We start from the raw sequence: 12,964 nt of genomic DNA, 5'->3' as shown, positions 1-12,964 counted from the left end.
CCCCCCCCCCCCCCCCTTCGCCGGGGCAGGCCCGGCGCTGTCCTTACCGCCCGATCATCGACCAGCCGGCGTATTCCGCCGTCTCGCCCAGCATTTCCTCGATGCGGATCAACTGGTTGTATTTCGCCAGCCGGTCCGAACGGCTCAGCGAGCCGGTCTTGATCTGGCCGCAGTTGGTCGCCACCGCCAGATCGGCGATGGTGGCGTCCTCGGTCTCGCCCGAGCGATGGCTCATCACGCAGGTATAGCGCGCGCGGTGCGCCATCTCAACGGCGGCGAGCGTTTCGGTCAGCGTGCCGATCTGGTTCACCTTCACCAGCAGGCTGTTGGCGATGCCCTGCCGGATGCCTTCGGCCAGCAGCGCCGGGTTGGTGACGAAGTTGTCGTCGCCCACCAGTTGCACCTTGGTGCCCAGCTCGCGGGTCAGATGAATCCAGCCGTCGGTGTCATTCTCGGCGCAGCCATCCTCGACCGACAGGATCGGGTAGTCGTTCACCAGCGCGGCAAGGTAGGCCACGTTCTCCTCGGGGCTCAGCGTCAAGCCTTCGCCCGCCATCACATAGGCGCCGTCCTTGAAATACTCCGACGCCGCGCAGTCGATCGCGAGGCTGATATCCTCGCCCGGCCGGTAGCCCGCCTTCTCGATCGCCTTCAGGATGAAGTCGAGCGCGTCGCGGGTGGAGTTCAGGTTGGGCGCAAAGCCGCCCTCGTCGCCGACACTGGTGGCGAACCCAGCGGCGGCGAGTTCCTTCTTCAGCGTGTGGAACACTTCCGAACCCATCCGGATCGCTTCCCGGATGTTGTCGGCGGCGACCGGCATGATCATGAATTCCTGGATGTCGATCGGATTGTCGGCATGCTGGCCGCCGTTGATGATGTTCATCATCGGCACCGGCAGCATCCGCGCGGCGGTGCCCCCGACATAGCGGTAAAGCGGCTGGCTGGTGAAATCGGCCGCCGCCTTGGCCACCGCAAGGCTGATGCCCAGGATCGCGTTGGCACCTAGGCGGGCCTTGTTCGGGGTGCCGTCGATCTCGATCATGGCGCGGTCGATGGCAACCTGTTCGGTCGCGTCATAGCCCACCAGTTCCTCGGCCAGCTCGCCGTTCACGGCGGCCACGGCCTCCAGCACGCCCTTGCCCATGTAGCGGCTCTTGTCGCCGTCGCGGCGCTCGACCGCCTCGCGGCTGCCGGTCGAGGCGCCCGAGGGCACCGAGGCGCGGCCCATCGTGCCGTCCTCCAGCACCACGTCGACCTCGACGGTGGGGTTGCCGCGGCTGTCGAGGATCTCGCGCGCGTGGATGTCTACGATCGTGCTCATCTGATGTCCTTTTCGGTCAGGTTCGGTCAGGTTCGGTCGGGGGCGCGCCGGATGGGAAACCGGCGGCCACCCGGCTTCGACCCGCGCAATATGTCCAATTTGTCCTGCAAAGAGCCTCGGGCGCGGTTTACGCGAGGATGCGCGGCGCTGCCAGTGTTTTCACGCAGGCTTGACACGGGTGAAGGGCGCGGCAAGTGGTGGCACGCATCGGATGGAGGGCAGAATGGCGCGCAAGGATCGGCTGGATGGCGTGGGCCTTGCGGGGCTGCTGCTGTCGGCATTGCTGTTCGGCATCAATCAGGTCGTGATCAAGATCGTCGATGACGGCTTGCAGCCGGTGTTCTTTGCCGGGCTGCGTTCGCTTGGGGCATTCTTCTGCATCTGGGGCTGGATGGTCTGGCAGGGCCGCCCGCCCCGGCTGACGCCCGGCACCATCGGCGCCGGGTTGCTGGTCGGGCTGGTATTCTCGACCGAGTTCCTGTGCCTGTTCCTCGCGCTCGATCATACCACGGTGGTGCGGGCCTCGATCATCTTCTACTCGATGCCGCTCTGGATGTCGGTGATCGCGCATTACGCGCTGCCGGGCGAGCGCATCACGCCCGTGAAGGCGCTGGGTCTGGCGCTGGCCTTCGCCGGGGTCGCCTGGGCGCTGGCGCATCGCGGCGGCGGCGAGGGCGGGCAGGCGAGCCTGACCGGCGATCTCTTCGCGCTCGGCGCCGCCTTCGGCTGGGCCGGCACCGCGCTGATGGCGCGCGGCTCGGCGATGGCGCGGATCCGGCCCGAGATGCAGCTGTTCTGGATGGTCGGCGTCTCGGGCCCGGTGCTGATCGCGGCCTCAGTCTTCTTCGGGCCCTGGCTGCGCGACCTGCACTGGGTCCATGTCGCGGGCCTCGCGTTCCAGATCGTCGTGGTGGTCTCGGCCGGGTTCATCCTCTGGCTCGGGCTGCTGTCGGTCTATCCGGCCTCGGTGGTGACCAGCTTTTCCTTCCTCACCCCGCTTCTGAGCATCGGTTTCGGTTGGCTTGTGCTGGGCGAGCCGGTGGGGCCGCAGATCCTGGCGGCGGGCGGGCTGGTGGCGCTGGGGATCGTGCTGATCGCGCGGGCGCCGAAGGCGGCACCGGCGTAGCGGGGGGCTGTCTGCCCCCCGCACCCCCCGAGGATATTTTTGAACGGAAGAAATGGGTTAGCGGGAGAGTCTCACATCGGCCCAGATCGGCAGATGGTCCGAGGCGCGCGCGGCCTCGCCCTGGTCCATCATGCCAAGGGCCGCGACGCTGAACCCATCGTTGTAGGCGATGCGGTCGAGCGGCGCGAGGCGCAGGCGGGCGTGGTAGCTGTGCCCCGGCGCGAGCACGCTGAACCCCGGCGCGAGCGGCAGGAAGGGCGCGTCGGGTGCCCATTCGTTGAAATCGCCGAGGATCAGGGTGGGCAGTTTCGGCTGGCGGTCGAGCCAGTCGACGAGGCGCCCCAACTGCCGCAGCCGGTCCGCGCTGCGCAACCCGAGGTGGAGGCCGACGACACGAAACTTGTCGCGCCCGCATTGCAGGTCGGCCGAGACCGCGCCGCGCGGTTCGAGCGAGGGCAGGTCGAGCCGGTGGACGTCGAGCAGATTGATCTCGGGGCGCACCAGCAGCGCGTTGCCGTGCCAGCCGAGGCTGACGGCATTCTGCCCGAGCGGCAGCGGGCGGTAGTCTGACGCGGCGGCGATCAGGCTGGCGGGCAGGGCGGCGGGGCGCGGGCCAAGGCGGCGGTCGCTTTCCTGCAGCGCGACGATATCGGCGCCGCTCGCCGCGATCACCCGCAGCGTGCGGTCGGGGTCGCGGCGGCGGTCGATCCCGAGGCATTTGCGGATGTTCCACGACGCGACGCGCAGCGCGCCGTCGGCCGGCGCGGGCAAGGCATGCATCATCTCAGGTGCCGCAGAAGGTCTGGCGCACCGCCTCATGGGCGTGCGGCGCGGCGGTGAGGTCGGCGTCGGCGGCGGCATGGTGGAAGGGGCGGGCAAGGGCGGCGTTCAGGCGGCGGAACGGGGCGAGATCACCCGCCACGGCGGCCTGGATCGCGGCCTCGACCCGGTGGTTGCGCGGGATGATCGCGGGGTTGACACGGGCGGCGGTGGCGCGGGCGTCGGCCTCGGTCCGGCCCTCGCGGGCAAGGCGGGCGCGCCAGTCCTGCGCCCAACTGTCCCAGGCCTCGGGCTCGGCGAATTCGGCGCGGGCGGTGCCCTCGGCGAGGCCGCGGAAGCTGCGGGTGAAGTCGGCGCGCAGGCTGGCCATGCGGCCCAGCAGCATCTCGATCAGCCCGCCGTCACCCTCTTCGGCGGTGACAAGGCCGATCTTGGCGCGGAAGCGGGCGAGCCAGGCCGCCTCGTAGCTTTCGGCGAAGCCCTGCACGACGGCGGTGGCGGCCTCGATGGCGGCGTTGCGGTCGGGGTCGATCAGCGGGAGCAGGGCGGTCGCCAGTTGCGCCATGTTCCAGACCGCGATCTGCGGCTGGGCGGCATAGGCGTAGCGGCCGAACTGGTCGATCGACGAGAACACCCGGTCGGGGTGGTAATCGTCCATGAAGGCGCAGGGGCCGTAGTCGATGGTCTCGCCGCCGACGTGGGAATTGTCGGTGTTCATCACGCCGTGGATGAAGCCAAGGCTCATCCACTGCGCGACAAGGCGGGCCTGAGCGGCTGTGGCGGCCTCCAGCAGGCCAAGCGCGCCCGGCGTGCCGGGGAAGTGGCGGGCAAGGGCGTGATCGGTGAGGATTTTCAGGGCGTCGACATCGCCCCGGGCGGCGAAGAACTGGAAGGTGCCGACGCGGATATGGCTGGAGGCGACGCGGGCGAGCACAGCGCCGGGCAGCACGGTTTCGCGGTACACGTCCTCGCCGGTGGTGACGGCGGCGAGCGCGCGGGTGGTGGGCACGCCAAGCGCTTGCATGGCTTCCGAGACCAGGTATTCGCGGATCACCGGGCCGACCCAGGCGCGGCCGTCGCCACGGCGCGAGAACGGCGTGGGCCCCGCGCCCTTCAGTTGAATGTCGTAGCGTTTCCCGTCGGTTGCGATGACCTCGCCCAAGAGGATCGCGCGGCCGTCGCCCAGTTGCGGGTTCCAGCCGCCGAACTGGTGCCCGGCATAGGCCTGCGCCAGCGGCTCGGCGCCTTCAGGAACGCGATTGCCCGCGAGAATCGCGAGGCCTTCGGGCGTGGCCAGCGCCACGGGGTCGAGCCCGAGGGCGCGGGCCAGCGTGTCGTTGATCGCGATCAGGCCGGGGGCGGCGACCGGGGTGGGGTCGAGCCGCGCGTAGAACCGCGCGGGCAGGCGGGCGTAGCTGTTGTCGAACGGCATCTGCAGCGTCATCGGGCGCTCCTCTGGCCCTCTACATAGGTGCGCCGGACCGATCCGGGAACGATTTTCCGGCGAAAAATCGTTGGGCGATCAGAGCCGCGCGATCCGTTCGGTCAGCAGGGCAAAGAAGCCTTCGGCGTCGATGTCGCCCATGAACATCGCGTTGGGCGCGCGGCCCGAGACGCCCCACCAGTCGGCGACGGTCATGCCAAGGGTGAATTCGCCTTTGGTTTCAATGACCACGTTGACGTGGCGGCCTGTGAACAGGTCGGGGCGGATCAGGTAGGCCGTGACGCAGGGGTCATGCAAGGGCGCGCCCTCGCTGCCGTATTTGCCCATGTCGAAGCGTTCGAAATAATCCGTCCACTCGGCGACGCAGCGCCCGGCCGGGGTGCCAAGGTTGCGGAACGCCTCGATCCGGGGCCGGGTGGTCAGCGCCTTGTGCGTGACATCGAGCGGCATCACCACCAGATTTGCGCCAGATTTGAACACGATATCAGCGGCTTCCGGGTCGACATAGATGTTGAACTCGGCCGCCGGGGTGATGTTGCCGACCTCGAAATAGGCCCCCCCCATCAGCACGATTTCCTGAATCCGGGGGATGATGTCGGGCGCCTTCAGCATCGCCGTGGCGATGTTGGTCAGCGGGCCAAGGGGGCAGAGCGTCACCGTGCCGACGGGTTCGGCGCGCAGGGTGTCGATGATGAAATCGACGCCGTGCTGGGCTTGCAGCGGCATCACCGGGTCGGTCATCGCCGGGCCGTCGAGGCCGGTCTTGCCGTGCACATGCTCCGCCGTCACCAGCTTGCGCTGCAACGGCGCGTCGCAGCCGGAAAAGACCTTTGTATCAGGTTTTCCAGCAAGTTCGCAGATGATCCTCGCGTTCTTCCGGGTCAGCGGCAGCGGCACGTTGCCGGCCACGGCAGTGATCCCCAGCACCTCGATTTCCGCCGGGCTGGCCAACGCCAGCAGGATCGCCACGGCGTCGTCCTGGCCGGGATCGGTGTCGATGATGATCTTGCGCGGGCGGGTCATGGGGGCCTCCTGTTCGGGCGCAGGAAAACCCATGTCGTCGGGATTGTCGAGGGGCCGCTCAGGCCCTTTTCTCGGCGGCCTTCGCGGCATCCCAGAGCGCGTCCATCTCGGCGAGGTTGCTGTCCTCGGGGCGCTTGCCCTGCGCGGCCAGCGCGGCCTCGATTGCGCCAAAGCGGCGGGTGAACTTGGAATTCGCAGCGCGGAGCGCGGCTTCTGGGTCGATCTTCAGGTGGCGGGCGAGGTTGGCCATGACGAACATCAGGTCGCCGAACTCCTCGAAGGTCTCGGCCTCGGTCAGGGTGTCGCGCGCCTCGACCAGTTCGCGCGCCTCCTCGACGATCTTGTCGAGAACCTCGGAGGTGCTGGGCCAGTCGAAGCCGACCCGCGCCGCGCGCTTTTGCAGCTTGACCGCGCGCAGCAGGGCGGGCAGGCCCACCGCGACGCCGTCGAGCACGCCATGTTCGGCCTTGGCGGCGCGTTCGGCGGCCTTCACGCGTTCCCAGTCCACCGTCTGCTGGTCGGCCGACTTGTCGCGGCTTTCGTCGCCGAACACGTGGGGGTGGCGCGCCACCATCTTGTCGGCGATGCCCCGCACCACCTCGTCGAAGGTGAAAAGCCCGGCCTCCGCCGCCATCTGCGCGTGAAACACCGATTGCAACAGCAGGTCGCCCAACTCGCCGCGCAATTCGTCCCAGGCCTGCCGCTCGATGGCGTCGGCGACCTCGTAGGCCTCCTCGATCGTGTAGGGGGCGATGGTTGCGAAGCTTTGTTCGACATCCCAGGGGCAGCCGGTGGCCGGGTCGCGCAGGCGGGCCATGATTTCCAGCAGGCGGGGCATGCCGCCGTCGGGGTCGTGAACGAGGCTGTCGCTTTCGACAGGGGCAAGGGGGCGGTCGGGCATTGCGGCCTCCGGGCTTTTCGGGTTCAGGTGGGGATTAACCGCGATTGCCCGAAGGAGTCCAGAATGCCCGTGCTGAACCGTATCGCCGATTACGCCGACGAGATGAAGACCTGGCGCCGCCATCTGCACATGCACCCGGAACTGAAGTTCGACTGCACCGAAACGGCGGCCTTCGTGGCGGCGCGGCTGCGTGAATTCGGCGTAGACGAGATCCACGAGGGCATCGCGCAGACCGGCATCGTGGCGATCATCAACGGCACCGGCGCGGGCCCGACCATCGGCCTGCGCGCCGACATGGACGCGCTGCCGGTCACCGAGACGACGGGGGCGGATCATGCCTCGACCGTGGCAGGCAAGATGCATGCCTGCGGCCATGACGGGCACACCACGATGCTGCTGGGCGCGGCGAAGTATCTGGCCGAGACGCGGCGGTTTTCCGGCCGTGTCGCGCTGATCTTCCAGCCGGCCGAGGAAGACGGCGGCGGCGGCGAGGTGATGGTGCAGGAGGGCATCATGGACCGTTTCGGCATCACCCAAGTCTACGGCATCCACAACGTGCCGAACCAGCCCTTCGGCAGCTTCAACACCACGCCGGGGCCGCTGATGGCGGCGGTCGATACCGCCTGGGTTCATCTCACCGGCAAGGGCGGCCACGGCGCCACCCCGCACGAGACCATCGACCCGCTGATCGCGGGCGTCGGCATGGTGCAGGCGCTGCAAACCATCGTGACGCGCAACGCCCATGCGCTGGACGAGATCGTCATCTCGGTGACGCAGTTCCACGCCGGGTCCGCCTCGAACATCATTCCGGAAACGGCCTGGTTCTGCGCCACCATCCGCACCTTCAGCCCCGAGTTGCGCGAACTGGTGAAGACACGCTTCCACGAGATCATCGAGGGCCACGCGGCAGCCTATGGCGTGCAGGCGCGCCTTGACTACGACTGGGGCTATCCGGCGACGGTGAACGACCCGGCCAAGACCGAGTTCGCGGCCGACGTGGCGCGCGACGTGGTGGGCGCCGATCTGGTCGATGCCGCGGCGGGCCGCGAGATGGGCGCCGAGGATTTCAGCTACATGCTCGAATCGCGGCCGGGCGCCTATCTCTTCCTCGGCACCGGGCCGGGGGCGGGGCTGCATCACCCGGCGTTCGACTTCAACGACGAGGCGGCGCCGATCGGTGCCAGCTTCTTCGTGCGGCTGGTGGAGCGGGCGCAGCCGCTGGCGTAGGCGGCGGCTCAGGGCAGCGGGCCGTCCTGCAAGCCGTAAAGCGCATAGGCCAGGCGCAGCCAGACCCGGCGCAGCGGCGGCAGCACGAAGCGGCGCGGCGGGGCGCGCATCAGCGCGGGCACCGGGGTCGGGCTGCCCGCGATCAGCCCCGCAGCCAGCGCGCCGCCGAGCGTGGCCGGGGCGACGCCGTTGCCATGCCAGCCGAACGCCGCGTAAAGCCCCGCCTCCCCCGGCACCGGCCCGACAAAGGGCGCCAGGCTGCCGGTCAGGCAGACAAATCCCGACCATTCCGTCTCGATCGCCACCCCGGCCCAGGCCGGGAACAACCGCGCGAACTCGGCCCGCACGCGGGCGGCATTGCGCAGCGCCGCCGCCGGGGCCGCGCTGACCCCGCCGCGCATCCCGAACAGGAAGCGGCCGTCCGGCAGGTGGCGGAAATAGTGTAACAGGTGCCGCGTGTCATAGGCCATGATCGGCGTGGTGAAGCCCTGCGCGCGCTTCTCGGCCCCGGTCAGCGGGCGGGTCACCAGAATCGCCGATTGCGCGGGCAGGGTGCGCCCGCCGATCCAGGGCGGCAGATCGTCGGAGGTGTAGCCGTTGGTCGCGATCAGCACGCGGCGCGCCAGCATCGACCCCTGCGGCGTGGTCAGCCGCCAGCCGCCAGCCTCGGGCGCCAGCGCCACAACCGGGCTTTGGCCGAAGATCCGCACCCCCGCGCCCTGGGCAACGCGCGCCAGCCCCTCGGCATAGGTCAGCGGCTGGATCGGAAAGCCGGTCTCCGACAGCGCCGCACCCTGAAAGCCCGCGCCGGTCAGCCCGCGCTCGGCCAGCGCGGCGCCGGGGATCAGTTCGGTCGCCTCGCCGTAAAGCGTCATCTTGGCCTCGGCCTCGTCCTGCAACCCCTTGAGGGCGCGGGGCGAATGCGCAATGCAGACGTCGCCGGTCGGGCCCTGCCGCGCGGCGATGCCGTGGCGCGACAGCAGCCCCGCCACCCGCTCCATCGCGCGGTGTTGGAAGTCGCGGAAATCGCGCGCGCCACCCTCGCCGACGCGGGCGACGATCTGGCGGTCGCTGAGCTTGCTGCCGCCGATGCAGCAGAATCCGCCGTTGCGCCCCGAGGCGCCCCAGCCGGGCTGTCCCGCATCCAGCACCACCACGTCGGCGCCATGCCCGCGCGCCAGTTCCAGCGCCGCGTTCAGCCCGGCATAGCCCGCGCCGATCACCGCGACCTCGGCGCGCAGAAAGCCGGTCAGCGCCGCCGCCGGGGCGGGCGCGGGCAGGCTGGCGCGCCAATGGCTGGGCGGCCAGCGCGAGGTGTCATAGGCGGGGTCTTCGTAGAGGCGGCGCAAGGGGGGAATCCGGGGTCAGGGCACGCGCGCATCGTGGGCGAGTCGGCGTCCTCGCGCAACCGTGATCGCGCGGACCGGCCCGCGACCGAGTTGCCAGCGACCCCGCCGCGCGCTAGGTCAGGGGTCGATGCAGCAACGAACGGAGCGCGCGGCATGGGCCTCGAAGACGCCAGCAACGAGGTGGATACCGCCTTCACCCGCAAGGGCAACCGCGGTCTGGCCTGGGAGAACGCCTTCGGTGGCGCCACCAGTTTCCTGCGCCGCAGCTACACCAAGGATCTGACCGGGGTCGATCTGGCCTTCACCGGGGTGCCCTTCGATCAGGCGGTGACGCACCGCACCGGCACCCGCTTCGGCCCGCGGGCGATCCGCGAGGCTTCCGCCCTGCAACCCTTCGATCCGCCCTACGGCTGGGGCTTCTCGCCGCTCGACGATTTTTCAATCGTCGATTACGGCGATGTTGCCTTCGACTATGCCAGGGTCGCGGACTTCCCCGACACGCTGACCGCCCATATCCGCACCATCCTCGCCGCCGGGGCCGGCACCATCGCGCTCGGCGGCGACCACTACATCAGCTTCCCGATCCTCAAGGCCTATGCCGAGAAGTTCGGGCCGCTGAGCCTCATCCATTTCGACGCCCATTCCGACACCTGGGTGGATGACGACTTCAGCCGCATCGACCACGGCACGATGTTCTACAAGGCGGTGAAATCGGGGATCGTCGACCCCAGCCGCTCGGTGCAGATCGGCATCCGCACCCACAACGACGATTTCCTCGGCGTCCATGTCATCGACGCCCGCGAGGTGCATGAAAAGGGCACCGCCGCGGCCGTCGCCAAGGCGAAAGCGATCGTGGGGGCGCATCCGACCTATGTCACCTTCGACATCGACGCGCTCGACCCGGCCTTTGCGCCGGGCACCGGCACGCCGGTCTGGGGCGGGCTGACCTCGTGGCAGGCGGCGGCGATGCTGCGCGACCTCGCGGGCATCAACATGGTCGGCGGCGATATCGTCGAGGTCTCGCCCGCCTATGACACCAGCGGCGCCACCGCCATCGCGGGCGCCCATGTGGCGACCGAACTGATGTGCCTCTACTGCTGGAACAAGCGGGGCTAGGGCGGTGCTGCGGGCCGCGCTTGTCGTCGTCGTCCTGCTGGTCGCGGGCCTCATGGCCTACGTCCGCCTGTCGCCCAACCCGCCCGCGCGCTGGCACGTCGATCCCGTCACTGCGGGAGTCGCGGGGCTCAAGAACGGCTACCTGCTGCGCCCCGCGGGCGGCGATGGCGCGGCGCCCGTCTACGCAATGCCGCCCGCCGACCTCGCCGCCAGGATCGACGCCGTCGCCCGCGCCTGGCCGCGCACGCAGCTTTTCGCGGGCTCGGTCGTCGAAGGCTGGATGACCTACATCACCCGCAGCCGCCTGATGGGCTACCCCGACTTCACCAACGTCCGGGTGCTGCCCGCCCCCGGCGGCGCCAGCTTCGCCGCCTTCGCCCGCGCCCGCTTCGGCGACGGCGACTGGGGCGTCAACAAGGCCCGGCTGACCGCCTGGCTCGCCCGCCTGAACTGACGCCGCGCCCCGCTCTTTCGGTCCGCAAATATCCCGGGGGTCCGGGGGCAGCGCCCCCGGCCCTTGACCGGCCCCCAAGCCCCGTGTCACACGACCCCGCATGGTTCCCTTGGACAAGCTCGACCAGATCACCCGCCGTTTCGAGTTCCTCGAAGCGAAGCTTGCCGCAGGCGCCCCGCCCGCCGAGATCGCGCCGCTCAGCCGCGAGTATTCCGAGCTGAAGCCGGTGGTGGCCGAAATCGCCACCTACCGCCGCGCGCTGGCCGATCTGGACGAGGCGCAAGCGATGTTGACCGATCCCGAGATGCGCGCGCTGGCCGAGGATGAGATGCCCCGCCTGAAGGCCCGCATCCCCGAGATGGAGCAGGCGCTGCGGCTGGCCTTGCTGCCCAAGGACGCCGCCGACGCGCGCCCCGCCATCCTCGAAATTCGCCCCGGCACGGGGGGCGAGGAGGCCGCGCTCTTCGCCGCCGACCTTCTGCGGATGTATCAGCGCCATGCCGAACAGCAGGGCTGGCGCTTCCAGATCCTCGAAGAGCAGACGACCGAACTCGGCGGCATCAAGGAGGTCACCGCCGCGGTGACGGGCGAGGGGGTCTTTGCCCGGCTGAAATACGAATCCGGCGTGCACCGGGTCCAGCGCGTGCCCACCACCGAGGCGGGCGGGCGCATCCACACTTCGGCCGCCACCGTCGCCGTGCTGCCCGAGGCGGAAGAGGTCGATATCGACATCCCCGCGACCGACATCCGCATCGACACGATGCGCGCCAGCGGGGCGGGTGGCCAGCACGTCAACACCACCGATTCGGCGGTGCGCATCACCCACCTGCCCACCGGCATCATCGTCACCTCGGCGCAGAAGTCGCAGCACCAGAACCGCGCCATCGCGATGCAGGTGTTGCGCGCGCGGCTCTACGACCTCGAACGCGGCCGGATCGACGCAGAACGCTCGGCCGACCGGCGCTCGCAGGTCGGTTCGGGCGACCGCTCCGAACGCATCCGCACCTACAACTTTCCCCAAGGCCGCATGACCGACCACCGCATCAACCTGACACTCTACCGACTCGACGCGATCATGGCGGGCGACCTGACCGAGGTGATCGACGCGCTGGTGGCGCACGATCAGGCCCGCAAGCTCGCCGAGATGGAGGCATGACGCGCCTTGTCTCGGGCGCCGACGCGCTGCGCTTCGCGATCCCGCGCCTGCGTCAGGCCGGGGTGGAGGATGCCGCCCGCGACGCCCGCGTTCTGCTGGGCCACGCCCTCGGCATCGCGCCCAACCGCCTGACGCTGCACATGTCCGACCTGCTGCCGCCCGAGGCCGCCGCCCGGTTCGAGGCGGCCATCGCCGCCCGCGCCGCGCGCCAGCCGGTCAGCCAGATCACCGGCCAGCGGCTGTTCTGGGGCCGCCCCTTCCGCGTCACCCGCGACGTGCTCGACCCGCGCCCCGAGACGGAATGCCTGATCGCCGCCGCGCTGTCGGCGCCCTTCGCCACCGTCCTCGACCTCGGCACCGGCTCGGGCTGCATCCTCTTGACCCTGCTCGCCGAGCGCCCCAGTGCCAGCGGCCTTGGCATCGACCTGTCCGACGCCGCCCTTGCCGTCGCGCGCGAAAACGCCGCCGCGCTGGGCCTCGCCGCCCGCGCCAGCTTCCGCGCCTCGGACTGGTTCGCGCAGGTCACTGGCCGCTTCGAGCTGATCGTCGCGAACCCGCCCTATATCGCCGCGGCCGAGATGCCCGCCCTCGCCCCCGAGGTGCGCGACTGGGAACCGCATCTGGCCCTGACCCCCGGCGGCGACGGTCTGGCCGCCTATCGCGCGATTGCGGCCGGGGCGGGCGCCCATCTCGCCCCCGGCGGGCGGCTCTTGGTCGAGATCGGCCCGACGCAGGGCGCCGCGGTGACCGCGCTCTTCCGCGCGGCCGGGTTGCAGGGCGCCGCCGTGCATCCCGATCTCGACGGCCGCGACCGCGTCGTGGCCGCCCGCGCGCCCTGAACCCGTGGGCATTCCGCCGCACCGGCCCGTGAATCCGCCGTTCTGCCCACACCTCATGCAGATTCTGCTTGCTCTGCCCGGCATGGCATGGTTACTCAAGCAAGGTTCGGGGCGGACGTTTTCGATCTGTCCCCTGCGCCCATATGCCCGCACATGCCCGAAACAGAACCGAAGCGAGACGCGCGAGGCGCCGCCGGGGTTCGGGCAAAGCCCCATCACGGCTGGATA

At 69.9% G+C, this 12,964-nt stretch carries 12 protein-coding genes; 6 read left to right on the top strand and 6 right to left on the bottom strand.

Features of this window, described 5'->3' with window-relative positions; translation table 11 throughout:
- Window positions 1-43: 43 nt before the first annotated feature.
- Window positions 44-1,321 carry a phosphopyruvate hydratase gene (eno, locus tag AC11WY_RS15030; RefSeq protein ID WP_482926925.1) on the bottom strand — a complete coding sequence of 426 codons (1,278 nt, stop codon included), beginning with the start codon at window positions 1,319-1,321 and terminating at the stop codon, window positions 44-46.
- Between the two features lie 223 nt (window positions 1,322-1,544).
- Between eno and AC11WY_RS15025 the strand changes: the two genes are divergently transcribed.
- Window positions 1,545-2,447, top strand: a complete 903-nt coding sequence (locus AC11WY_RS15025) for a DMT family transporter (RefSeq protein ID WP_482926923.1) — start codon at window positions 1,545-1,547, stop codon at window positions 2,445-2,447.
- Window positions 2,448-2,504: 57 nt separating this feature from the next.
- Here AC11WY_RS15025 and AC11WY_RS15020 read toward each other — a convergent pair whose 3' ends face one another.
- The 4 genes from AC11WY_RS15020 to mazG form a co-directional block, all read right to left on the bottom strand.
- Window positions 2,505-3,218 carry an endonuclease/exonuclease/phosphatase family protein gene (locus AC11WY_RS15020; protein WP_482926921.1) on the bottom strand — a complete coding sequence of 238 codons (714 nt, stop codon included), beginning with the start codon at window positions 3,216-3,218 and terminating at the stop codon, window positions 2,505-2,507.
- Window positions 3,219-3,231: 13 nt separating this feature from the next.
- The gene (locus tag AC11WY_RS15015; RefSeq protein ID WP_482926919.1) at window positions 3,232-4,671 is read right to left on the bottom strand and encodes a protein adenylyltransferase SelO; all 1,440 of its coding nucleotides are present in this window, start codon (window positions 4,669-4,671) and stop codon (window positions 3,232-3,234) included.
- A gap of 78 nt (window positions 4,672-4,749) precedes the next feature.
- Window positions 4,750-5,694: a nucleoside hydrolase gene (locus AC11WY_RS15010; RefSeq protein WP_482926917.1), complete on the bottom strand. Its 945-nt coding sequence runs from the start codon at window positions 5,692-5,694 to the stop codon at window positions 4,750-4,752.
- Between the two features lie 58 nt (window positions 5,695-5,752).
- Window positions 5,753-6,595, bottom strand: a complete 843-nt coding sequence (mazG, locus tag AC11WY_RS15005) for a nucleoside triphosphate pyrophosphohydrolase (RefSeq protein ID WP_482926915.1) — start codon at window positions 6,593-6,595, stop codon at window positions 5,753-5,755.
- A 63-nt stretch (window positions 6,596-6,658) separates the two neighbouring features.
- Between mazG and AC11WY_RS15000 the strand changes: the two genes are divergently transcribed.
- Window positions 6,659-7,822, top strand: a complete 1,164-nt coding sequence (locus AC11WY_RS15000; RefSeq protein WP_482926913.1) for a M20 aminoacylase family protein — start codon at window positions 6,659-6,661, stop codon at window positions 7,820-7,822.
- Between the two features lie 8 nt (window positions 7,823-7,830).
- Here the strand turns inward: AC11WY_RS15000 and AC11WY_RS14995 are convergent, their stop codons facing one another.
- Window positions 7,831-9,171 (bottom strand): NAD(P)/FAD-dependent oxidoreductase, encoded by a 1,341-nt coding sequence (locus AC11WY_RS14995; protein ID WP_482926911.1) that lies wholly within the window; start codon window positions 9,169-9,171, stop codon window positions 7,831-7,833.
- Between the two features lie 153 nt (window positions 9,172-9,324).
- Here AC11WY_RS14995 and speB point away from each other — a divergent pair, with 153 nt between their 5' ends.
- The 4 genes from speB to prmC all read left to right on the top strand — a co-directional run bounded on the left by speB (window position 9,325) and on the right by prmC (window position 12,736).
- Window positions 9,325-10,287, top strand: a complete 963-nt coding sequence (gene speB / locus AC11WY_RS14990; RefSeq protein ID WP_482926909.1) for an agmatinase — start codon at window positions 9,325-9,327, stop codon at window positions 10,285-10,287.
- 4 nt (window positions 10,288-10,291) lie between these two features.
- Window positions 10,292-10,741 (top strand): DUF1499 domain-containing protein, encoded by a 450-nt coding sequence (locus tag AC11WY_RS14985; RefSeq protein WP_482926907.1) that lies wholly within the window; start codon window positions 10,292-10,294, stop codon window positions 10,739-10,741.
- A 100-nt stretch (window positions 10,742-10,841) separates the two neighbouring features.
- Window positions 10,842-11,897, top strand: coding sequence for a peptide chain release factor 1 (gene prfA, locus AC11WY_RS14980; protein ID WP_482926905.1), 1,056 nt, complete (start codon window positions 10,842-10,844; stop codon window positions 11,895-11,897).
- Window positions 11,894-12,736 (top strand): peptide chain release factor N(5)-glutamine methyltransferase, encoded by an 843-nt coding sequence (gene prmC, locus AC11WY_RS14975; RefSeq protein ID WP_482926903.1) that lies wholly within the window; start codon window positions 11,894-11,896, stop codon window positions 12,734-12,736. Before prfA ends, prmC begins: the two co-directional genes overlap by 4 nt.
- Window positions 12,737-12,964 lie beyond the last annotated feature (228 nt).

It is taken from the genome of Solirhodobacter sp. (assembly GCF_964715405.1).
The sequence above is the reverse complement of the archived record's forward strand: the minus strand, read 5'-3'. Positions and strand labels throughout refer to the sequence as shown.

Coding starts and splice junctions, on each gene's coding strand:
- eno (WP_482926925.1), bottom strand. CDS start 1,321: ATGAGCACGATCGTAGACATCCACGCGCGCGAGATCCTCGACAGCCGC.
- AC11WY_RS15025 (WP_482926923.1), top strand. CDS start 1,545: ATGGCGCGCAAGGATCGGCTGGATGGCGTGGGCCTTGCGGGGCTGCTG.
- AC11WY_RS15015 (WP_482926919.1), bottom strand. CDS start 4,671: ATGACGCTGCAGATGCCGTTCGACAACAGCTACGCCCGCCTGCCCGCG.
- AC11WY_RS15010 (WP_482926917.1), bottom strand. CDS start 5,694: ATGACCCGCCCGCGCAAGATCATCATCGACACCGATCCCGGCCAGGAC.
- mazG (WP_482926915.1), bottom strand. CDS start 6,595: ATGCCCGACCGCCCCCTTGCCCCTGTCGAAAGCGACAGCCTCGTTCAC.
- AC11WY_RS15000 (WP_482926913.1), top strand. CDS start 6,659: ATGCCCGTGCTGAACCGTATCGCCGATTACGCCGACGAGATGAAGACC.
- speB (WP_482926909.1), top strand. CDS start 9,325: ATGGGCCTCGAAGACGCCAGCAACGAGGTGGATACCGCCTTCACCCGC.
- prfA (WP_482926905.1), top strand. CDS start 10,842: ATGGTTCCCTTGGACAAGCTCGACCAGATCACCCGCCGTTTCGAGTTC.
- prmC (WP_482926903.1), top strand. CDS start 11,894: ATGACGCGCCTTGTCTCGGGCGCCGACGCGCTGCGCTTCGCGATCCCG.